The sequence below is a fragment of the Mesorhizobium sp. M0207 genome (genome assembly GCF_040321995.1).
Classification (GTDB): domain Bacteria; phylum Pseudomonadota; class Alphaproteobacteria; order Rhizobiales; family Rhizobiaceae; genus Mesorhizobium.
Genome location: NZ_JAMYSQ010000004.1, coordinates 57012 through 77680, shown reverse-complemented (window position 1 = coordinate 77680; position 20669 = coordinate 57012). Strand labels below are relative to the sequence as shown.

The 20669-nt window shown below is 64.3% G+C and carries 18 protein-coding genes; 7 read left to right on the top strand and 11 right to left on the bottom strand.

Annotated features, from left to right (window positions below):
• Nucleotides 1-11: 11 nt before the first annotated feature.
• Both NKJ15_RS08435 and uxuA read left to right on the top strand, forming a co-directional pair.
• On the top strand, nucleotides 12-1514 hold the full coding sequence (locus NKJ15_RS08435; protein ID WP_352814815.1) for a mannitol dehydrogenase family protein: 1503 nt from the start codon (nucleotides 12-14) through the stop codon (nucleotides 1512-1514).
• A complete protein-coding gene (gene uxuA / locus NKJ15_RS08430) occupies nucleotides 1511-2689 on the top strand; it encodes a mannonate dehydratase (RefSeq protein ID WP_352814813.1) in 1179 nt (392 codons plus the stop codon). The genes NKJ15_RS08435 and uxuA overlap by 4 nt, the downstream gene beginning before the upstream one ends.
• A gap of 168 nt (nucleotides 2690-2857) precedes the next feature.
• Here the strand turns inward: uxuA and NKJ15_RS08425 are convergent, their stop codons facing one another.
• From NKJ15_RS08425 to NKJ15_RS08395, 7 genes are all read right to left on the bottom strand, one after another.
• Nucleotides 2858-3265: a F0F1 ATP synthase subunit epsilon gene (locus NKJ15_RS08425; RefSeq protein ID WP_023678096.1), complete on the bottom strand. Its 408-nt coding sequence runs from the start codon at nucleotides 3263-3265 to the stop codon at nucleotides 2858-2860.
• A 119-nt stretch (nucleotides 3266-3384) separates the two neighbouring features.
• Entirely contained in the window at nucleotides 3385-4950 is a 1566-nt protein-coding gene (gene atpD / locus NKJ15_RS08420) for a F0F1 ATP synthase subunit beta (RefSeq protein ID WP_352814811.1), read from the bottom strand.
• A gap of 67 nt (nucleotides 4951-5017) precedes the next feature.
• Nucleotides 5018-5902: a F0F1 ATP synthase subunit gamma gene (locus NKJ15_RS08415; RefSeq protein ID WP_352814809.1), complete on the bottom strand. Its 885-nt coding sequence runs from the start codon at nucleotides 5900-5902 to the stop codon at nucleotides 5018-5020.
• A gap of 28 nt (nucleotides 5903-5930) precedes the next feature.
• Nucleotides 5931-7460, bottom strand: coding sequence for a F0F1 ATP synthase subunit alpha (gene atpA, locus NKJ15_RS08410; protein WP_352471281.1), 1530 nt, complete (start codon nucleotides 7458-7460; stop codon nucleotides 5931-5933).
• Nucleotides 7460-8020 (bottom strand): F0F1 ATP synthase subunit delta, encoded by a 561-nt coding sequence (locus tag NKJ15_RS08405; RefSeq protein WP_352814807.1) that lies wholly within the window; start codon nucleotides 8018-8020, stop codon nucleotides 7460-7462. Before NKJ15_RS08405 ends, atpA begins: the two co-directional genes overlap by 1 nt.
• Before the next feature lie 246 nt (nucleotides 8021-8266).
• Entirely contained in the window at nucleotides 8267-8662 is a 396-nt protein-coding gene (locus NKJ15_RS08400) for an AGROH133_08824 family phage infection protein (RefSeq protein WP_023678101.1), read from the bottom strand.
• 107 nt (nucleotides 8663-8769) lie between these two features.
• A complete protein-coding gene (locus tag NKJ15_RS08395) occupies nucleotides 8770-10953 on the bottom strand; it encodes a primosomal protein N' (protein ID WP_352704840.1) in 2184 nt (727 codons plus the stop codon).
• Nucleotides 10954-11043: 90 nt separating this feature from the next.
• On the opposite strand from NKJ15_RS08395, the gene fsa reads away from it, so the two are divergent.
• On the top strand, nucleotides 11044-11697 hold the full coding sequence (fsa, locus tag NKJ15_RS08390; protein WP_023678103.1) for a fructose-6-phosphate aldolase: 654 nt from the start codon (nucleotides 11044-11046) through the stop codon (nucleotides 11695-11697).
• A gap of 71 nt (nucleotides 11698-11768) precedes the next feature.
• Here fsa and NKJ15_RS08385 read toward each other — a convergent pair whose 3' ends face one another.
• Entirely contained in the window at nucleotides 11769-12350 is a 582-nt protein-coding gene (locus tag NKJ15_RS08385) for an LPS assembly lipoprotein LptE (protein ID WP_352613270.1), read from the bottom strand.
• Nucleotides 12337-14961 (bottom strand): leucine--tRNA ligase, encoded by a 2625-nt coding sequence (gene leuS, locus NKJ15_RS08380; RefSeq protein WP_352814804.1) that lies wholly within the window; start codon nucleotides 14959-14961, stop codon nucleotides 12337-12339. Before leuS ends, NKJ15_RS08385 begins: the two co-directional genes overlap by 14 nt.
• A gap of 146 nt (nucleotides 14962-15107) precedes the next feature.
• Here leuS and NKJ15_RS08375 point away from each other — a divergent pair, with 146 nt between their 5' ends.
• Nucleotides 15108-15770, top strand: coding sequence for a YggS family pyridoxal phosphate-dependent enzyme (locus NKJ15_RS08375; protein WP_352814802.1), 663 nt, complete (start codon nucleotides 15108-15110; stop codon nucleotides 15768-15770).
• 109 nt (nucleotides 15771-15879) lie between these two features.
• On the top strand, nucleotides 15880-16929 hold the full coding sequence (locus NKJ15_RS08370) for an aldo/keto reductase (protein ID WP_352471289.1): 1050 nt from the start codon (nucleotides 15880-15882) through the stop codon (nucleotides 16927-16929).
• A gap of 60 nt (nucleotides 16930-16989) precedes the next feature.
• On the opposite strand, the gene NKJ15_RS08365 is transcribed toward NKJ15_RS08370, so the two are convergent.
• The gene (locus NKJ15_RS08365) at nucleotides 16990-17898 is read right to left on the bottom strand and encodes a LysR family transcriptional regulator (protein WP_352500794.1); all 909 of its coding nucleotides are present in this window, start codon (nucleotides 17896-17898) and stop codon (nucleotides 16990-16992) included.
• Between the two features lie 137 nt (nucleotides 17899-18035).
• On the opposite strand from NKJ15_RS08365, the gene NKJ15_RS08360 reads away from it, so the two are divergent.
• Together NKJ15_RS08360 and NKJ15_RS08355 are read left to right on the top strand one after the other, a co-directional pair.
• Nucleotides 18036-19217, top strand: coding sequence for an MFS transporter (locus NKJ15_RS08360; RefSeq protein ID WP_352471291.1), 1182 nt, complete (start codon nucleotides 18036-18038; stop codon nucleotides 19215-19217).
• Between the two features lie 55 nt (nucleotides 19218-19272).
• Entirely contained in the window at nucleotides 19273-20307 is a 1035-nt protein-coding gene (locus NKJ15_RS08355) for an aldo/keto reductase (protein WP_352814800.1), read from the top strand.
• A 45-nt stretch (nucleotides 20308-20352) separates the two neighbouring features.
• Here NKJ15_RS08355 and NKJ15_RS08350 read toward each other — a convergent pair whose 3' ends face one another.
• Nucleotides 20353-20625, bottom strand: a complete 273-nt coding sequence (locus NKJ15_RS08350) for an usg protein (RefSeq protein ID WP_023678111.1) — start codon at nucleotides 20623-20625, stop codon at nucleotides 20353-20355.
• Nucleotides 20626-20669: the final 44 nt, after the last annotated feature.

The following is a 20669-nucleotide window of genomic DNA, read 5'->3' as shown; positions in this document are numbered from 1 at the left end:
CACGTGGCGCAATGACCAATAGACGCCTTTCCAACAGCACGCTGAAGGCACTGCCGGCTTCGGTCGCGGTCCCGCGCTACGCCCGCGGCGCTATTGCACCGGGCATCGTCCATCTCGGCGTCGGTGCCTTCCATCGCGCCCACCAGGCGGCCTATGTCGACGACTGCCTGGCGGCGGGCGAGGCGGACTGGGGCATTGTCGGCGTGTCCTTGCGCAGTCCTGACACGCGCGACGCACTGGCGCCGCAGGATGGCCACTACACGCTGGCGATCAGGAGCAGCGTCGGCGAAGAGCTGCGCGTCGTCGGCTCGATCCTGTCGCTGCTGGTGGCGCCGGAAGATCCGGCTGCGGTGCTCGCCGCCCTGACCGATCCGCGCACCCGCATCGTCACGCTGACGATCACCGAAAAGGCCTATTTGAGGGCAGCCGGCGGCGGCCTCGACAATACCCACCCCGACATCGTCCATGATCTGGCCAACCCGCAAATGCCACGGACGGCGCATGGTTTCCTGACCGAGGCGCTGTCGCGCCGCCGTGCCGCCGGCATCCAGCCTTTCACCGTGCTCTGCTGCGACAACCTTCCGGCCAATGGTGCCACGCTGCACCGCCTGCTGGTCGAATTCGCCGCACTGCGCGATGCCAGGCTCGCCACTTCGGGCGATGCCAGGCTCGCCGCACACATCGCCGACGGCGTCGCCTTCCCGTCGAGCATGGTCGACCGCATCGTGCCGGCGACCACCGATGCCGACCGGGCGCGTATCGCCGTCGAGCTCGGCGTCGAGGATGCCTGGCCGGTGATGACCGAGCCGTTCTGCCAATGGGTGGTCGAGGATGATTTCCCGGCAGGCAGGCCGGCCTGGGAAAAGTTCGGCGTCACCATGGTCGGCGACGTCGGGCCCTTCGAGGACATGAAGCTGCGGCTGCTCAACGGTTCGCATTCGGCAATCGCCTATCTCGGCCTGCTCAGCGGCTACGACACGGTCGACCGCGCCTTTGCCGACCCGGCGATCCGGCAATTCGTCGACGGACTATGGGCCGAGGCCATCCCGACGCTGCCGCAGGACGCCGGGCTCGATACGGCCGGCTACACGGCCCAGCTCGCCGAACGCTATTCGAACACCGCGCTCGCCCATCGCACGGCGCAGATCGCCAATGACGGCAGCCAGAAGCTGCCGCAGCGCATCGTCGCCTCTGCCCTCGATCGGCTGGGTGCTGGTGACCCGCCCGCGCATCTCATGCTGGTGGTGGCGGCCTGGATCGCCGCTTGCGAGGCGCGCGGCAAAACCTTGCCGGAAGCTCATTTCACCGACCCGATCGACATTCGGCTTACGGCGCTCGGCAGCCGACCGGCTGGTGAAACGGTGACAGCGATATTCGATCTCGCCGGCTTCGCCAAGGACCATGCCCACCGCATGACACTGATCGATCTGACGGCAGCCCATCTCGAGCGCCTGCGGCGGGGCGGACCTGCCGCTGCCTTCGCAGCGCTTGGCATAGGCAGTGAGAAGCCATGAGACAAACCTGGCGCTGGTTCGGGCCGGACGATCCGGTGACGCTTGCCCATGTCCGTCAAGCCGGCGCCGTCGGCATCGTCAGCGCGCTGCATCACCTCAATGACGGCCGCGCCTGGCCGGCGGACGAGATCGCCAGGCGCAAGGCCGAGATCGAGGCAGCAGGCTTGACCTGGGATGTGGTCGAGAGCATCGTCGTGCACGAGGACATCAAGACCCGCAGCGGCAACTGGCGCACCCTGATCGACAATTACAAGGCGTCGGTCCGCTCCGTCGCCGCCGCCCGTATCAACACCGTCTGCTATAATTTCATGGCGATCACCGACTGGACGCGCACCGACCTCGATTATCCGATGCCGCATGGCGGCACGGCGCTGCGCTTCGATGTCGTCGAGCTCTGCGCCTATGACGTCTTCATCCTTGAGCGAGAAGGGGCGGAGGCCGATCACCCACCGGCCCGTATCGAGGCCGCGCGTGCGCGGCTGGAAGGGATGAGCGACAGCGACAAGGCAAGGCTGGAGCGCAACCTGATCGGCTGGGTCCCGGCGCGCGAATTCATCTTCGATCGGGCAAGCTTCCGCCGCGCTCTCGACCTCTACAAGGACGTCTCCACCGAAGGCCTGCGCGAAAACCTGTTTGCCTTCCTGCGCGAGATCGTGCCGGTGGCCGAAGAGGCCGGCGTCAGATTGGCGATCCACCCCGACGATCCGCCCTTTTCGCTGTTCGGCCTGCCGCGCATCGTTTCCAACGCCAATGATGCCCGCGCGCTGCTCGACGCGGTCGCTTCGCCGGCTAACGGGCTGACCCTGTGCACCGGCTCCTACGGCGCGGGCGCGCAGAACGATCTGCCGACGATGGCCGAGGCCTTCGCCGAAAACATCCATTTCGCCCATCTGCGCAATGTCACCAAGGAGCCAGACGGCTCCTTCCACGAAGCCGAGCACCTCGACGGCGACACCGACATGGTGGCGGTCGTGTCGGCGCTGATTGGCGAAGAGCGGCGGCGCAAGGCGGCAGGCAGGGCGGACTGGCAGGTGCCGATGCGTCCGGACCATGGCCACGCGATCGTCGACGACATCGGCAAAAAGGTGAACCCCGGCTATTCCTGCATCGGCCGCCTGAAGGGCCTCGCCGAACTGCGCGGCGTCATGCGCGCGGTGGAGACGCTGACGGTGTGACCAGCCCCCCTTCTCCCCTTGTGGGAGAAGGTGGCCGAGCGGAGCTCGGTCGGATGAGGGGTGCTCCAGGGATCGCCGCCGTCTCAGTTCTTCCAACACCCCTCAACCGTCTCGGCGCTGCGCGCCGATCCACCTTCTCCCACAAGGGGAGAAGGCAAGGGGCGCCTGTTAAGCCGGCAACAGCGCACCTTCAAGCGTCGTAAGCTGGTTGAGGAACTGCTCGGCCTTGCTGCGGGTCTGGTCGTCCTTGGCGTCGGCGGCGTCTTCCCTGGCCTCCTGGATGCGGCGGGCAAGGTCGGCGCGGTCGATGTCGCCGACGGCCACAGCCGATTCCGCCAGCAGCGTGCAGCCGGCCGGAACGATGTCGGCAAAGCCGCCGAACACCACGTAGCGCTCTTCCTTGCCTTGCGCGGTCTTTAGCGTGACGACGCCCGGCTTGATCGTCGTCATGACCGGCGCGTGATGCGCCATGACAGTCATTTCGCCCTCGGCGCCCGGAATGACGACGGATTCGACCTGCTCGGAAACCAAGAGGCGCTCCGGCGAGACCAGTTCGAATTTGAAAGCTTCAGGCATGATCAATTTAGCGACTGGTGAATGGTGAATGGTGAATGGTCAGAAAGAATGACCTTCACTCAGCCCCCGATTTCCTATCCGCTACTCCCCACTCACAATTCACTATTGACCATTCACCATCAGGCCGCTTCAGCGGCCAGGCGCTGTGCCTTCTCGACCGCTTCCTCGATGCCGCCGACCATGTAGAAGGCGGCCTCCGGCAGATGGTCGTAATCGCCGTTGCAAAGGCCCTTGAAGCCCTTGATGGTGTCGGCGAGGTCGACCAGCTTGCCCGGTGCGCCGGTGAACACTTCGGCGACGAAGAAGGGCTGCGACAGGAAGCGCTCGATCTTGCGGGCGCGGGCCACGGTCTGCTTATCCTCTTCCGACAGCTCGTCCATGCCCAGGATGGCGATGATGTCCTGCAGCGACTTGTAGCGCTGAAGGATCGACTGCACCTGGCGGGCGACCTGGTAATGCTCTTCGCCGACAACCATCGGGTCGAGCATGCGCGAGGTCGAATCGAGCGGATCGACCGCCGGATAGATGCCCTTTTCCGAAATCGCGCGGTTGAGCACGGTCGTCGCGTCGAGGTGGGCGAACGAGGTCGCCGGTGCAGGGTCGGTCAGGTCGTCGGCCGGCACATAGATCGCCTGCACCGAGGTGATCGAACCCTTGGTCGTCGTGGTGATACGCTCCTGCAGCGCACCCATGTCGGTGGCCAGCGTCGGCTGGTAGCCCACGGCCGAAGGAATGCGGCCGAGCAGCGCCGACACTTCCGAGCCCGCCTGCGTGAAACGGAAGATGTTGTCTACGAAGAACAGCACGTCCTGGCCCTGATCGCGGAAATATTCGGCAACCGTCAGCCCGGTCAGGCCGACGCGCGCGCGGGCGCCCGGCGGCTCGTTCATCTGGCCATAGACGAGCGCGGCCTTGGAGCCTTCGCCGCCGCCCTTCTTGTTGACGCCAGACTCGATGAACTCGTGATAGAGGTCGTTGCCTTCGCGGGTGCGCTCGCCGACGCCGGCGAACACCGAGAAGCCGCCATGCGCCTTGGCGACGTTGTTGATCAGTTCCTGGATCAGCACCGTCTTGCCGACGCCGGCGCCGCCGAACAGGCCGATCTTGCCGCCGCGGGCATAGGGGGCCAGCAGGTCGAGCACCTTGATGCCGGTGACCAGGATCTGCGCTTCCGTCGACTGCTCGACATAGGTCGGCGCCGGCTGGTGAATCGAGCGCATCTCGATGCCGTCGACCGGGCCTGCCTCGTCGACCGGCTCGCCGATGACGTTGATGATGCGGCCGAGCATGCCCGGGCCAACCGGCACGGTGATCGGAGCGCCGGTATCATAGACGTCCTGGCCGCGGACCAGACCTTCGGTCGAGTCCATGGCGATGCAGCGCACGGTGTTTTCGCCCAGATGCTGGGCCACCTCTAGCACCAGGCGATTGCCGACGTTGATCGTCTCAAGCGCGTTCAGGATCGCCGGCAGATGTTCGCCGAACTGGACGTCGACAACAGCGCCGATGACCTGGCGAACCTTGCCTGCCAGGCCGGTCTTCTTGATGGTGGCGGCCGGCGCATTCACAGGGGCGACCTTGGTTGCTGCCGCTTTCTTGGCCGGAGCGGCCTTTGCTGCTGCCGGAGCCTTCGCTGGTGCCGCGGCCTTCGGGGCTGCCGTCTTCGGGGTCGCTGCTTTCGCCATCGTCCTTACCCTTTTCGTCTCTTTGTTTCTCACACGCTTGAGGTCGATGACCTCCTTGTGAGCGTGCCTAGAGCGCCTCGGCGCCCGAAATGATTTCGATCAATTCCTTGGTGATCTGCGCCTGCCGCTGGCGGTTGTAGGTGATCGACAATTTGTTAATCATGTCGCCGGCGTTGCGCGTCGCATTGTCCATGGCGCTCATCTTGGCGCCCATCTCGCCGGCAGCATTCTCGAGCAGCGCGCGAAAAACCTGCACGGAAATGTTGCGCGGGATGAGATCGGAGAGGATCTCGCCCGGCTCCGGCTCGTATTCGTAGACGGCGCTGCCGCCATCCCTCACTTCCGCGCCAGCCGCAGGCGTGCCCGCCGGGATAATTTGCTGCGCCGTCGGGATCTGGCTGATCACCGACTTGAACTGCGAATAGAACAGCGTGCAGATATCGAAGCCGCCTTCGTTGAACAGGTGGATCACCTTCTTGGCGATGGCATCGGCATTGACAAAGCCCAGCGTCTTGACCTCGCGCAGGTCGACACGCTCGATGATCAGCGCGCCGTAGTCGCGGCGCAATATGTCGAACCCCTTCTTGCCGACGCAGATGATCTTGACCTGCTTGCCGTCTGCCAGAAGCTTGCGGATGTGGTCGCGGGCAAAACGGGCGATCTGCGAATTGAAGCCGCCGCACAGACCGCGTTCGGCCGTGCAGACGACAAGCAGATGCACGTCGTCCTTGCCGGTGCCGGTCATCAGTGCCGGGGCATCGCCGCCGCCGCCGATCGCCTGGGTGATATTGGCCAGCACCGCGCCCATACGCTCCGAATAGGGACGCGCCGCTTCCGCCGCTTCCTGCGCGCGACGCAGCTTCGCCGCGGCGACCATCTGCATCGCCTTGGTGATCTTCTGCGTCGCCTTGACCGAGGCGATACGGTTACGAAGGTCTTTTAACGAAGGCATGCTTCAAACCTGATCCCGTCCGTCCTGCTCAAGCAAAGGTCTTGGCGAAGGCGTCGATTTCTGCCTTCAGCCTGGCGCGCAGATCGTCGGACAGCGCCTTCTCCTTGCGGATGCCGTCGAGCACGTCCTTGCCGGCCGAGCGCATATGCGACAACAGGCCATGCTCGAACTTGCCGACCTGGTTGATCGTCAGCTTGTCGAGATAGCCGTTGACGCCGGCGAAGATCACCGCGACCTGCTCCTCGACCTTGAGCGGCGAGAATTGCGGCTGCTTCAACAGCTCGGTCAGGCGCGAGCCGCGGTTGAGCAGGCGTTGCGTGGCGGCATCGAGGTCGGAGCCGAACTGCGCGAAAGCAGCCATTTCGCGGTACTGCGCGAGCTCGCCCTTGATCGATCCGGCAACCTGCTTCATCGCCTTGATCTGCGCCGAGGAGCCGACGCGCGACACCGAAAGGCCGACATTGACCGCCGGGCGCACGCCCTGGAAGAACAGATTGGTTTCCAGGAAGATCTGGCCGTCGGTGATCGAGATGACGTTGGTCGGGATATAGGCCGAAACGTCGTTGGCCTGCGTTTCGATGATCGGCAGCGCCGTCAGAGACCCGCCGCCATTTTCGTCGTTGAGCTTGGCAGCGCGCTCGAGCAGGCGCGAGTGCAGGTAGAAGACGTCGCCGGGATAGGCCTCGCGGCCCGGAGGACGGCGCAGCAGCAGCGACATCTGGCGATAGGCGACGGCCTGCTTCGACAGATCGTCGTAGCTGATCAGCGCGTGCATGCCGTTGTCGCGGAAATATTCGCCCATGGTGCAGGCGGTGAACGGCGCCAGGAACTGCATCGGCGCCGGATCGGAGGCGGTCGCGGCGATGATGATCGAATAGTCGAGCGCGCCGCGCTCTTCCAGGACCTTGACGAACTGCGCCACCGTCGAGCGCTTCTGGCCGACGGCGACATAGACGCAGTACAGCTTTTCCTTCTCAGGGCCGTTGTCGTGCACCGATTTCTGGTTGAGCATGGTGTCGAGGATGATCGCGGTCTTGCCGGTCTGGCGGTCGCCGATGACCAGCTCGCGCTGGCCGCGGCCGACCGGGATCAGCGCGTCGATGGCCTTGAGGCCGGTCGACATCGGCTCGTTCACCGATTTGCGCGGGATGATGCCGGGCGCCTTGACGTCGACGCGCTTGCGTTCGGTGGCCTGGATCGGGCCTTTGCCGTCAATCGGGTTGCCGAGCGCGTCGACGACGCGGCCGAGCAAGCCCATGCCGACGGGCGCATCGACGATGGCGCCGGTGCGCTTGACGGTGTCGCCTTCCTTGATGTCGCGGTCGGCGCCGAAGATGACAACGCCGACATTGTCGGCTTCGAGGTTGAGCGCCATGCCGCGGATGCCGCCGGGGAACTCGACCATCTCGCCGGCCTGGACATTGTCGAGGCCGTAGACGCGGGCGATACCGTCACCGACGGACAGCACCTGGCCGACTTCGGAGACCTCGGCCTCCTTGCCGAAATTCTTGATCTGGTCTTTCAGAATTGCGGAAATTTCCGCGGCGCGGATGTCCATCAGCCGACCTCTTTCAGTGCAAGCTTGAGCGAATTGAGTTTGGTTTTGAGCGACGTATCGATCTGGCGCGAGCCGATCTTGACCACCAGTCCGCCGAGCAGCGACGGATCAACGGTGACCGTGATCGCCACGTCCTTGCCGGCGACGCTTTTCAGCGCTGCTTTCAGCTCGGTTTGCTGGGCAGGCGTCAGCGCATGCGCCGAGGTGACCTCGGCGGCGGTCTCGCCGCGGTGTTCGGCGGCGATCTGGCGGAACGCCTTGATCATGCCGGGCACGGCAAACAGCCGGCGATTCTGGGCAACGACGCGCAGGAAATTGCCGGTGAGGCCGGTGATCCCCGCTTTGTCGGCGATCGCGGCGATCGCCTTGGCCTGGTCCTCGCTGGAGAAGACAGGGCTCCTGATCAGCCGCGAAAGGTCAGCGCTGCCTTCGAGCATCGCTTCGAAACTGTTGAGGTCGGCCTCGACGCTGGCGACCGAATTGGTCTGCAGCGCGAGTTCGAACAGCGAACCCGCATAGCGTTCTGCGACACCTGAGATTGGCGATGACGATTGGGCCACGGACCGTCTTTTCTCTTGTCTGACAGGCCGCAGATTGTTGGCGCGAGCAAAAACTCTGGCTAAATCTTTGACCTTACTGCATTTTTCCAAGCACGGAGGCGCGGCTTCCGCTATCCCCGGTCGAAAGTCGATTGCCGTCTAGCACAGGCATTTTCAGACCGCAATGCGTCGTCCGGCATGGTTTTCAGGCACTATTGTCGCATCCGGTGGCCGAGTTCAGCAACCAACCCCGGATTGATCCCTGATTCAGGGCAAAAAGCCGAAGGCGAAGGCCAGAGGCAGCGCCGCCAGCACCAGCTCGACGACGATGGATGCCCAGTTGAACGGCGTGTTGGCGCCGTCCGACATCATCGACAGCAGCCGGCCGAAGGCGGTGAACAGCCAGGAGAAGCCGAGCGCCATATAGAGCAGCGGCTGCGCCAGGAGGATGCAGCACAGGCTGAGGCCGAGATAGAAGCCCGACATCCGGCCGCGCCCCTCGGCGATCGCCGCTGCCTTCTCCGGTCTGACCTGCAGCCGCAGGATCCGGAAGGCCAACCCTGGCGCCAGGAACAGCAGCAGGCCGAACAGCAAGGTCACCACGGCGCTCGACCATGCCAGCCACTCGCCCTGGCTCATCGGCCACGGAAACGCAAATTCCATGTTTCCCCTCGTAAATGGATATTCAAAATTTCGGGCATTCTAACGAAGCAAGAGACATACGCCAGATGGGCATCGGCAATTTACGGAAGCCTATCCTCTGAGCCCCTTCACAAGAAGCTCTGCGGGTCGATGTCGACCTGGACGCGTACCGAACCCCGTATCTTCGGTCCCTCAGCCAGCATGGTGCGGATGAATCCTTGCATGTCGGCGCGCCGTTCGCCCTGGATCAGCAGGCGAAAGCGATGGCGCCCGCCGATCAATGATAGCGGCGCCTCGGCCGGGCCGAGCACGAACAGGTCGCTGGCCTGCGGCGCGGCTCGGCGCAGGCCGCGGGCGTGCCCTTCGGCTTCCGCCCGTGTCGCCGCGCTGACGATGACGCCGGCCAGCCGGCCGAAGGGCGGCAGCCCCGCCCGCTCGCGTTCGGCGATCTCACGTTCGTAGAAGGCCTCGGCATCGCCGGAGACGATCGCCCGCATTACGGGATGGTCGGGCTGGAAAGTCTGCAGCAGGCCAAGGCTCTTCTTGCCGGTGCGGCCGGCGCGGCCGGTCACCTGGCTGAGCAGTTGGAAAGTGCGCTCGGCGGCGCGCGGATCGCCATTGGCAAGGCCGAGATCGGCATCGACCACACCGACCAGCGTCATGTTGGGGAAATTATGGCCCTTGGCGACGAGTTGCGTGCCGATGACGATGTCGGCCTCGCCATTGGCGATGGCTTCAAGCTCGAGCCGCAGCCGGCGCACGCCGCCCATCAGGTCGGACGACAGTACGATAGTGCGGGCATCGGGGAAATGCGCGACGACCTCCTCGGCGATGCGCTCGACGCCCGGCCCGCAGGCGACCAGATGATCGAGCGTACCGCATTCCGGACAGGCTTCGGGCCGGCGTTCATTGTGCCCGCAGTGGTGGCAGACGAGCTGGCCGCGAAAGCGGTGCTCGACCAGCCAGGCCGAGCAGACCGGACAGCCGAAGCGGTGGCCGCAGACCCGGCAGAGCGTCAGCGGCGCATAGCCGCGCCGGTTGAGGAACAGCAGCGACTGTTCCTTTCTTTCCAGCGTCTGCCGCATATGGCCGAGCAGCACCGGCGACAGGAAGCCGCCGCGTGCCGGCGGCGCGCGGCGCATGTCGATCGTCTTGAGATCGGGAAGTGCCGCCTCGGCAAAGCGCGCCGAAAGCACCGCCCTGCTGTAGCGGCCCTGGCTGGCATTGACCCGGCTTTCGACCGACGGTGTCGCCGAGGCGAGCACGACCGGAAAGCCGCCGATATGGCCGCGCACCACGGCCATGTCGCGCGCGTTGTAAAAGACGCGATCCTCCTGCTTGTAGGCGGGATCGTGCTCTTCGTCGACGACGATCAGTCCAAGCTCCCTGAACGGCAGGAACAGCGCCGAGCGCGCGCCGGCGACGACCCGCACGCCGCCTTCCGCCACCTGTCGCCAGACCTTTTCGCGCATTCTTGGCGGCAGGTCCGAGTGCCACTCCGCCGGCTTGGCACCGAACCGCTCCTGGAAGCGTTCGAGGAAAGCGTGGGTCAGCGCAATTTCCGGCAGCAGGATCAGCACCTGCTTGCCACGATCGAGCGCGGCCGCGACCGCCTCGAAATAGACCTCCGTCTTGCCGGATCCGGTTACACCGTCGAGCAGGGTGACCCCGAATGTACCGGTCGCGACATTGGCGCGCAGCGTCTCGGCGGCATCGCTCTGGTCGGGCATCAGTGAAGGCACGGCGTAGCCAGGATCGGGTGCTGCGACCACCGGCCGCGGCGGGATCATCACCGTCTGGAATACGCCCTGCGCCCGCAGCCCGTCCACCACCGACGACGACACGCCTGCCGCATGCGCCAGGCCGGATCGCGTCCAGGCAAGTCCGCCTTCGGCCGTCTCCAGCACGCGCGTCCTCGCCTCCGTCATCCGGTCGGGCTTGGCGAAGGTGCGCTGCAGCCCTTCGATCCACGGCTCCGGGTCGAACGCCTCCGGCGCCCTGAGCAGCATGCGCGCCACCATGCCGGGCGGCGACAGTGTGTACTGCGCCACCCAATCGACAAAACGCCGCATCGCGCGGTCGATCGGCGGGCAGTCGAAAACCTGCTCGATCGGCCGCAATTTCTTCGCGTCAACCTTTTCGACGGCGCCGTCCCAGACGATGCCGGCGACCTGGCGGGGCCCAAGCGGAACGCGCACGATCGAGCCCGGCACGACGCGCATGCCAGCCGGCACGGCATAGGTGTAGGGGCGCTCGGCGGGCATCGGCACCAGCACCGGTGCGGCCGCGACAAAGGGCGAATCTTCGATCATGAGGCGTGACCTTGCCCCGACTTTGGTCTAGATCAAAGTCCGACCCCAAATGTGCATGACGTGCACATGAAAAATCTTCAGGAGACCGCCATGAAATTTTTTGTCGACACCGCCGATGTCAAGGAAATCCGCGAGCTGAACGATTTGGGGCTGCTCGACGGCGTAACCACCAATCCGTCGCTGATCCTGAAATCCGGTGGCAAGATCGCCGACGTCACAAGAGAGATCTGCGAGATCGTCAAGGGCCCAGTCTCGGCCGAAGTCGTCGCCACCGAATACAAGGACATGATGGCGGAGGCCAAGATCCTGGCCAGGATCGCCGACAATGTCTGCATCAAGGTGCCGCTGACGCTCGACGGCCTGAGAGCCTGCAAGGACATCCGGTCGGACGGCCGCATGGTCAACGTCACGCTGTGCTTCTCGGCCACCCAGGCGCTGCTCGCCGCCAAGGCCGGCGCCTCCTTCATCTCGCCCTTCGTCGGCCGCATCGACGACAGCGGCTGGGACGGCATGGAGCTGATTGCCGATATCCGCACCATCTACGACAATTATGACTTCCAGACTGAAATCCTGACCGCTTCGGTGCGTACCGTGAACCATGTCAAGCAGGCGGCGCTGATCGGTGCCGATGTCATCACCGCGCCGCCGGCGACGCTCAAGGCGCTGGTCAAGCACCCGCTGACCGACAAGGGCCTGGAACTGTTCCTCGCCGACTGGGCAAAGACCGGGCAGAAGATCGGCTGAAGCGACTGTCCTACGAACAAAAAAGGCCGAGCAATCGGCCTTTTTTTGCAGATTGCGCACTCTGGAAAGACCTAGCTTGCCGCCGGCCTGCCGTGCTTGATCAGATCCTGGGCAATCGACAGCCGCAGCACATCTGCCAGCTCGCGCGCCGCACGGTTCTCGGCGTCGATCTGGGCCCGGTATGACGCGAATTCCTGGCGCGGCCTGTCGTATGACGACGGAATCGAGCGCTTGCCCCTCGCTATGACCGTGCCCGTCTTGGCATCGCTGAGCACATAGTTGGCAGTCAGCGTCACAGTGCCGGCGGTCGGCTCGTCCTCGTCGGTCGTGACCTGCTCGATTGCCGCCGATTCGACGAGTTCGGAGACGCCGAGATCAAGCGAATAGACCGGCGAAGCCGGCTCGCCGGCGCCCTGGCCGAGCGCGAAGATCAAATTGTTGCGGACCTGCTGGGCGTAGCGGGTCTTGACCGGCTTGACCGAGATCGATGCCAGCTCGGCAGCGGCGCCGACCTGCGAGCCGGCGATCAGCGGCGCGCTCGAATAGAGCGGCCGCACCGTGCAGGCGGAAACCAGCGCCACCGAGGCGAGCAGCCCGTAAAGCACGACACGGCGCAGCGTCAGCTCCGCTTTTTTCGGATCAGGCAACGACATTGACGATCCTCTGCGGCACGATGATCACCTTGCGCGGCGCCTTACCTTCGAGCGCTTTCTGCACGAACTCGAGAGCCAGAACCGCTTTTTCGACCGCACCTTGGTCCGCGTCGCGGGCAATTGTCAAATCACCGCGCTTCTTGCCGTTGACCTGGACCGGCAGCACGATCTCGGCGTCGACGACAAGCGAGGCATCGTAGTCCGGCCAGGGCCGTTCGGCGACAAGGTCGGTGCCGCCGAGCGTCTGCCAGCACTCCTCGGCCAGATGCGGCATGACCGGCGCGATCAGGTGCACCAGGATCTCGACGGCCTCACGGCAGGCCGCTTGCAGGGCCGGACCGGCCTTGCCCTCTGCCGCCTCGTTGAGCGGTACGGTCAAGGCATTGGCGAGCTCATAGATGCGGGCGATGGCGCGGTTGAAGGCGAGCTTTTCGATATCCTCGCCGACCAACTTCAGGATCTTGTGCGCGGCCTTGGACACTGTCCCGGCCTCGCCGTCCTTCGCCGCCTCTGGCCGGACTCCGGCGAGCGATTCGGTAGCCGTCGACACCAGGCGCCAGATGCGCTGGATGAAGCGATGCGCGCCGGCCGCACCCTCGTCGGTCCATTCGACATCGCGCTCGGGCGGCGAGTCCGACAGCATGAACCAGCGCGCCGTATCGGCGCCGTAGCCGTCGGTGATCTCTTCCGGACTCACCGTATTCTTCTTCGACTTCGACATTTTTTCGAGCGGACCGATCACCGCCTCTTCGCCGGTGGCGATTTCGAAGGCGCGGCGCTTGCCGTCGGCGTCTTCCAGCCTGACCTCGCTTGGCGCAAGCCAGCGGCCGTTCGAGGCGCCGCCAACCCGATAGGTCTCGTGTACCACCATGCCTTGCGTGAACAGGCCCCTGAACGGCTCGGCGAGATCGACATGGCCGGTCTCGCGCATGGCGCGGGTGAAAAAGCGCGAATAGAGCAAATGCAGGATCGCATGCTCAATACCGCCAATATACTGGTCGACCGGCAGCCATTCAGTCGCGGCCTCGGGATCGGTCGGATCGTTTGCCCACGGCGCGGTGAAGCGCGCGAAATACCACGAAGAATCGACAAATGTGTCCATCGTGTCGGTTTCGCGCCGCGCATCCTTGCCGCAACGCGGGCATTTGACGTGCCGCCATGTCGGATGGCGATCGAGCGGATTGCCCGGCCGGTCGAACTCGATGTCGTCCGGCAGCTTGACCGGCAGGTCGGCTTTCGGCACCGGCACCACGCCGCAATCCTCGCAATGGATCATCGGGATCGGGCAGCCCCAATAGCGCTGGCGCGAAATGCCCCAGTCGCGCAGGCGGAAATTCACCTTGCGCTCGGCCATCGGCCGGTTGCCGATGGTCCTTTGTTCCAGCAGCTTCGCCACCTCGTCGAATGCCTGATCCGGCTTCATGCCGTCGAGGAAGCGCGAATTGATCATCGCGCCATCATCGACGTAAGCCTCGTCGATGACCTGGAAGCTTCCTTGATTCTCGCCTTCCGGCATCACCACCGGAATGACCGGAAGGCCGTATCTGTTGGCGAAGTCGAGGTCGCGCTGGTCATGTGCCGGGCAGCCGAAGATGGCGCCGGTGCCATAGTCCATCAGCACGAAATTGGCGACGTAGACGGGTAGCGTCCACCTCTCGTCGAACGGATGGACGACGCGAGTGCCGGTATCGAAACCCTTCTTCTCGGCCGTCTCCAAGGCCGCCGCCGAAGTGCCCATATGGCGGACTTCGTCGATGAACTTTGCCAGTGCCGGATTGTCTTCGGCGGCCTTTTTGGCCAGCGGATGGTCGGCCGCAATCGCCATGAAGGACGCGCCGAAGATCGTGTCGGGCCTTGTCGTATAGACTTCGAGCTCATGCTCGCCGGCGATTGGCTTGACCAGCGGCCAGCGGATCAGCAGCCCTTCTGAACGGCCGATCCAGTTCGCCTGCATCAGCTTCACTTTTTCCGGCCAGTCGTCGAGCTGATCGAGTGAATCCAGCAGATCCTGCGCATAATCGGTGATCTTGAAGAACCACTGCGTCAGCTCGCGCTGTTCCACCAGCGCGCCTGAGCGCCAGCCGCGTCCGTCGATGACCTGCTCGTTGGCAAGCACCGTCATGTCCTCCGGATCCCAGTTGACCTTGGAGGATTTGCGCGTCACCAGCCCCTTCTCGACGAAATCGAGGAACAGCATCTGCTGGCGGTGATAGTAGTCGACATCGCAGGTGGCGAACTCGCGCGCCCAATCGAGCGACAGGCCCATGACCTTGAGCTGCTCGCGCATGGCGGCGATGTTCTGATAGGTCCAGTCCTTGGGATGGACCTTGTTCTGCATCGCCGCGTTTTCGGCTGGCATGCCAAAGGCGTCCCAGCCCATCGGGTGCAGCACATTGAAACCCTTGGCCCGCTTGTAGCGCGCCACCACATCGCCCATCGTATAGTTGCGGGTATGGCCGATATGGATGCGCCCCGACGGATAGGGGAACATCTCCAGCACGTAGTATTTCGGGCGCGGGTCGTCATTGTCGGCTTCGAACAGCTTCTTGGCGTCCCAGGCCTTCTGCCATTTGGGCTCTGACGCGCGCGGATTGTATCGTTCGGTTGCCATCGGGTGTTTTTCACTTAAAAGCATGCGCGAGCCGCCGGACAATGCCCGGGCGGCTCAGGAAATGTCGTCGCGGTGTTCACCATGGATTGCCGGACCCGTCAACTGCGGCGATCCGGCGAAAAGCCAAACACAGGCAGGATATAGGCATGGCGAGCGCCGCCGAACAGCTTTTCACGGTCAAGGCAAGGATCGCTGCCGCCGAGCACGAGGCAGGCCGTGAGGCCGGAGCGGTGACGCTGGTCGCGGTCTCGAAAACCTTCGACGCCGCCGATATCCGCCCCGTCATCGAGGCCGGCCAGCGCGTCTTCGGCGAAAACCGCGTCCAGGAAGCACAAGCCAAATGGCCGGCACTGCGGACGGCGTTTCCCGACGTCGAGCTGCATCTGATCGGTCCGCTGCAATCGAACAAGGCCAAGGAAGCGGTGGCATTGTTCGACGTCATCGAAACCATCGACCGTGAAAAGATCGCCGCAGAGCTGGCCAAGGAAATCGCCAGGCAGGGCAGGACGCCAAGGCTCTATGTCCAGGTCAACACCGGCTCCGAGCCGCAAAAGGCCGGCATCGAGCCACGCGAGGCTGTCGCCTTCGTCGCCCGCTGCCGCTCGGTTCACGCCCTCGCCATCGAAGGGCTGATGTGCATTCCGCCGGCCGACGAGAACCCCGGTCCGCATTTCGCGCTGCTGGAAAAGCTTGGGCTCGAGGCCTGCGTCGACAAGCTCTCCATGGGCATGTCCGGCGACTACGAAACCGCGATCGCCTTCGGCGCGACCAGTGTCAGGGTTGGATCGGCGATTTTCGGCGCCAGATGAGGCGCAGCCGACCTTAGGCCACAGGCTGACATTGACTAAGCCAGCGTATAGAAACGGAACGTTTCGTTCCTATATGGGTCGAGTTATTCTCAACCCGTCTGGAGCCACCATGCGTTACAATCAACTTGGAAATACGGGGATGTTCGTCTCCGAACTTTGCCTCGGCACGATGACGTTCGGCGCGGCCGGCGAGAATGCCCAATGGGGCCTGATCGCCAGCCTCGACCAGAAGGGCGTCGACGAGATCGTTGCCCGCTCCCTCGCCGCCGGCGTCAATTTCTTCGACACGGCGGATGTCTATTCCTTCGGCGCCTCGGAACGGCTTCTCGGCCAGTCGCTCAGGAACCTTGGCGTCAACCGTCAGGACGTGATCATCGCCACCAAGGTTCATGGCGCCATGGGCGGCGGCCCGAACCAGCGCGGTTCCTCGCGCGGCCACATCATGGATTCGGTCGAGAGCAGCCTCGAGCGGCTACAGCTCGATCACATCGATCTCTACCAGCTGCACGGCACCGACACGGTGACGCCGATCGACGAAACGCTGCGGGCGCTCGACGACCTGGTTGCCGCCGGCAAGGTCCGCTATGTCGGCGTCTCGAACTGGCAGGCCTGGCGCATCGCCAAGGCGCTGGGTATTGCGGAGCGCAAAGGCTTTGCCCGCTTCGAGACCGTGCAGTCGTATTATTCGATCGCCGGCCGCGATCTCGAGCGCGAAATCGTGCCGCTGCTCAACGAGGAGAAACTCGGGCTGATGGTCTGGTCGCCGATGGCTGGCGGCCTGCTCTCCGGCAAATACGGACCGGGCGCCCCCGGCAATGGCGAGGGCCGTCGCGCCAGCTTCAATTTCCCGCCGGTCAATGAGGACCGTGCCTGGGCAGCGGTCGCTGTCATGCGCGAGATCGCTGTCAAGCACGGCGTCAGCGTCGCCACGGTGGCGCTCGGCTATGTCCTGGCCAAGCCATTCGTGATGAGCGTCATCATCGGCGCCAGCCGCATGGAGCAGCTGGAACAGAACCTTGCAGCCACCGAGTTGCAGCTCGATGCCGATGATCTTGTTCGCCTCGACGAAGTCAGTGCCCTGCCCGCCGAATACCCGGGCTGGATGCTGGAGCGTCAGGCGGCCGGCCGGCGGCCGGCGCCCTTTGTGCCGAAAAAGTAGTTCAATTTACCTTCGATTTGATGCTTCGGGAGCCGGCAGGCTCCCTATCTTTTTTTGGGCTCAAGTCAGCCGAACAGTCTCGACCAAAAAGTCCAAAAACGCCCGCACCCGCGCCGGCAGATACTTGCCTTGGCCGACATAGACGGCGTGGGTGAGTTCCTCGTCGCCGGGATTGAAATCTTCCAGCAGCGGCAGAAGCCGGCCGGCGGCAATGTCGGCCTCCACATGCCAGCGTGCCAGCCGGGCGATGCCCGCCCCCGAGAGCGCCATCAGCCGCATCGCCTCGCCGTCGCTGACCAGCGTATTTCCGATGATCGACAGGGTGATCGGTTTGCCGGCCGCGTCGATAAAAGGCCAGCCCTCGAGGTGACGAACGAAACGGAATCCCATCCGGTTGTGACGATCGAGGTCGGCGGGCGTCTTGGGCGTGCCACGCGCTTCGAGATACGATGGCGCCGCAACGACGACCACCCGGCTCTGCCCGAGCTTGCGCGCCACCAGCCGTGATTCGCCAAGCGGCCCGGCGCGGATGGCGACGTCAGCGCGCTCCTCCATCAGGTCGATGACATCGTCGGTCAACACCAGATCGACCGAGATTTCGGGGTAGCGCTCTAGGAAACGCGGCAAAAGCGGGATCAGCCGATGCTGCCCGAAAGGCACGTAGCTGTTGATCCGCAGCCGGCCACGCGGCGCGGCACCCGCCGCTGCCTCGCGCTCGGCCGCCGCCATGTCGGCAAGGACGCGCACGCCGCTGTCGAAGAACGCCGCCCCCTCCGGCGTCAGTTGCAGCTTGCGCGTCGAACGGCTGACCAGCCGCGCACCAAGCCGCGCCTCCAGCCGCGCGATCAGCTTGCTCACCGCCGACGGCGTCATCCGCAACGCGCGGGCAGCGGCTGAAAAGCTGCCCGCCTCGACGACGCGGACGAACACTTCGATCTCGCCGGAGCGATTGATGTCGGGCCTGGCCATTGGTGAATCTATTTCACAGACGATGTGCCCGATGCAAGGCTGGTTCACAGCACATCGCGGCACGATCTTCCGGATCGGGGCGTGGGAGGACACGGCGCCCGTCGTCAAAACTGGTCGTCATCGAAGTGGGAACCGCCATGCCCCTTGCTCTTTACGCTCTTGCCGCCGGTGCCTTTGGCATCGGCGTCACCGAATTCGTCATCATGGGCCTGCTGCTCGACGTCAGCACCGATCTCGGCGTCTCGATCTCAGCTTCCGGCCAGCTGATTTCTGGCTATGCGCTGGGCGTCGTCATCGGCGCGCCGCTGCTGACGATCGCGACCGGCCGTTGGCCGCGCAAGACCGTGCTTCTGGCGCTGATGGCGATCTTCACGCTGGGCAACCTCGCTTGTGCGCTTGCCCCAGACTACTGGACGCTGATGGGTGCGCGCGTACTGACCGCCTTCGCCCACGGTACCTTCTTCGGCGTCGGCTCGGTCGTGGCGACCGGACTGGTGGCGCCCAACAAGAAAGCCTCGGCGATCGCCCTGATGTTCACCGGCCTGACCATCGCCAACATCCTCGGCGTGCCCTTCGGCACATGGCTCGGCCAAGCCTTCGGCTGGCGCGCGACCTTCTGGGCGGTGACCCTGGTCGGCATCGCCGCCTTTACCATCATTCTGCTGCTGGTGCCGCGCAGCCGAACAGAGCCTGAGAAGAGCAATTTGCGCGCCGATCTCGCCTTGCTCGGCCGCGCGCCGGTCCTGCTTGGCTTTGCCACCACCGTGCTTGGCTATGCCGGCGTCTTCGCCGTCTTCACCTACATCGCCCCGTTGCTGACCGAGATCACCGGTTTTGACGAGACAGCGGTGTCGCCGATCCTGCTGGTCTTCGGCGGCGGCCTCATCGCCGGCAACCTCGCCGGCGGCAAGTTCGCCGATCGCTGGCTGGTACCGTCCGTTCTCGGCAGTCTCGTCGTGCTGGCGCTGGTGCTCGGCACCATGACCTTCGCCCTGCACAGCCAGGTCATGGCCGTTATCTATGTCGGCCTGCTCGGCGCCGCCGCCTTCGCCACCGTCGCGCCGCTACAGTTATGGGTGTTGCAGAAGGCGCAAGGCGCCGGCCAGAGCCTAGCTTCATCCTTCAACATCGCCGCCTTCAACCTCGGCAATGCGGCCGGCGCCTGGCTCGGCGGCGTGGTCATCGCCCATGGTCCCGGCCTCGGTGCCGTCACCTGGGTCGCGGCGCTGTTGCCACTTTCAGCGCTTGCCGTAGCGGCGTTTGCGCTGCGTCTCGACCGAGATCCTGTCCTCGCTACACCGGAAATCGCGCGGTCATAGAACGCAAACCTCAGCCAATCTTTGAAACAGCCATCCTTCCACAAGGAGCAAACCCATGGATTATCGAAATCTTGGCGCATCAGGCCTGAAGGTCCCGGTGCTCTCGTTCGGCGCTGGAACCTTCGGCGGTTCAGGCCCGCTGTTCGGTGCCTGGGGCAACAGCGATGCGGCGGAAGCACGGCGGCTGGTCGACATCTGCCTTGAGGCCGGCGTCAACCTGTTCGACACCGCCGATGTCTATTCGAATGGCGCTTCCGAACAAGTGCTCGGCGCTGCCATCAAGGGCCGCCGCGACGCCGTGCTGATCTCGACCAAGACCTCGCTGCCGATGGGCGACGGTCCCAACGATGCCGGCTCGTCACGTTCACGCCTGATCAAGGCCGTCGAAGACGCGCTGAAGCGTCTTGGCACCGATTACATCGACCTGCTGCAACTGCACGCCTTCGACGCCGCAACACCGATCGAGGAGGTGCTGTCGACGCTGGACAGTCTCGTGCGCGCCGGCAAGCTGCGTTATGTCGGCGTCTCCAATTTTTCCGGCTGGCAAGTGATGAAGTCGCTCGGCCTGGCGGATAGACATGGCTATCCCCGATACGTCGCCCATCAGGTCTATTACTCGCTGGTCGGACGCGATTATGAATGGGAGTTGATACCGCTCGGCCTCGACCAGGGCGTCGGTGCGCTGGTGTGGAGCCCACTCGGCTGGGGCCGCCTGACCGGCAAGATCCGCCGTGGCCAGAAGCTGCCTGAGAAAAGCCGGCTGCACGACACGGCAAGCTTCGGACCGCCCGTCGAGGATGAGCATCTCTATCGGGTCGTCGACGCGCTTGATGTTGTCGCCGAGGAAACCGGCAAGACCATACCGCAGATCGCCATCAATTGGCTGCTGCAGCGGCCGACCGTCGCCTCCGTCATCATTGGCGCGCGCAACGAGGAGCAGTTGCGCCAGAATCTCGGCGCCGTCGGCTGGTCCTTGACAGCCGAGCAGATGAAGAAGCTCGACACGGCAAGTGAGGTCACCGCACCCTATCCGTATTTTCCCTATCGCCGGCAGGAGGGTTTTGCCCGGCTGAACCCGCCCGCAGTCTGACGCTCCAAAAGCTGGGCGGCGGCTCCCAGACTGCCGCCCGCCCGGCTAATGCAGAACGAACTCGCCGTCGACCTTGCGCCATTCGTTCGGCGCGATCAGCTTCTGGTGCGTGTAGCTGACCGAATGCAGCGGGCCTTCGAGCTTGGCCTTCCAGAACTCGATGAAGCGGATCAGCACGGGAAATTTCGGGGCGATGTCGTAATCCTGCCAGATGAAGCTCTGCAGCAGATGCGGATGATCTGGGAAGTGATAAAGAATCTTGGCCGTGGTCAAGCCATAGCCCTTGAGCATCAGGTCCATTTCTGAATGGTCGCGCATTGCCGGTCCCCTGGTTGATTCTCCTTCCTCCCAGCCTGAAATTG

Coding starts and splice junctions, on each gene's coding strand:
- NKJ15_RS08435 (WP_352814815.1), top strand. CDS start 12: ATGACCAATAGACGCCTTTCCAACAGCACGCTGAAGGCACTGCCGGCT.
- uxuA (WP_352814813.1), top strand. CDS start 1,511: ATGAGACAAACCTGGCGCTGGTTCGGGCCGGACGATCCGGTGACGCTT.
- NKJ15_RS08425 (WP_023678096.1), bottom strand. CDS start 3,265: ATGCCTGAAGCTTTCAAATTCGAACTGGTCTCGCCGGAGCGCCTCTTG.
- atpD (WP_352814811.1), bottom strand. CDS start 4,950: ATGGCGAAAGCAGCGACCCCGAAGACGGCAGCCCCGAAGGCCGCGGCA.
- NKJ15_RS08415 (WP_352814809.1), bottom strand. CDS start 5,902: ATGCCTTCGTTAAAAGACCTTCGTAACCGTATCGCCTCGGTCAAGGCG.
- atpA (WP_352471281.1), bottom strand. CDS start 7,460: ATGGACATCCGCGCCGCGGAAATTTCCGCAATTCTGAAAGACCAGATC.
- NKJ15_RS08400 (WP_023678101.1), bottom strand. CDS start 8,662: ATGGAATTTGCGTTTCCGTGGCCGATGAGCCAGGGCGAGTGGCTGGCA.
- NKJ15_RS08395 (WP_352704840.1), bottom strand. CDS start 10,953: ATGATCGAAGATTCGCCCTTTGTCGCGGCCGCACCGGTGCTGGTGCCG.
- fsa (WP_023678103.1), top strand. CDS start 11,044: ATGAAATTTTTTGTCGACACCGCCGATGTCAAGGAAATCCGCGAGCTG.
- NKJ15_RS08385 (WP_352613270.1), bottom strand. CDS start 12,350: ATGTCGTTGCCTGATCCGAAAAAAGCGGAGCTGACGCTGCGCCGTGTC.
- leuS (WP_352814804.1), bottom strand. CDS start 14,961: ATGGCAACCGAACGATACAATCCGCGCGCGTCAGAGCCCAAATGGCAG.
- NKJ15_RS08375 (WP_352814802.1), top strand. CDS start 15,108: ATGGCGAGCGCCGCCGAACAGCTTTTCACGGTCAAGGCAAGGATCGCT.
- NKJ15_RS08370 (WP_352471289.1), top strand. CDS start 15,880: ATGCGTTACAATCAACTTGGAAATACGGGGATGTTCGTCTCCGAACTT.
- NKJ15_RS08365 (WP_352500794.1), bottom strand. CDS start 17,898: ATGGCCAGGCCCGACATCAATCGCTCCGGCGAGATCGAAGTGTTCGTC.
- NKJ15_RS08360 (WP_352471291.1), top strand. CDS start 18,036: ATGCCCCTTGCTCTTTACGCTCTTGCCGCCGGTGCCTTTGGCATCGGC.
- NKJ15_RS08355 (WP_352814800.1), top strand. CDS start 19,273: ATGGATTATCGAAATCTTGGCGCATCAGGCCTGAAGGTCCCGGTGCTC.
- NKJ15_RS08350 (WP_023678111.1), bottom strand. CDS start 20,625: ATGCGCGACCATTCAGAAATGGACCTGATGCTCAAGGGCTATGGCTTG.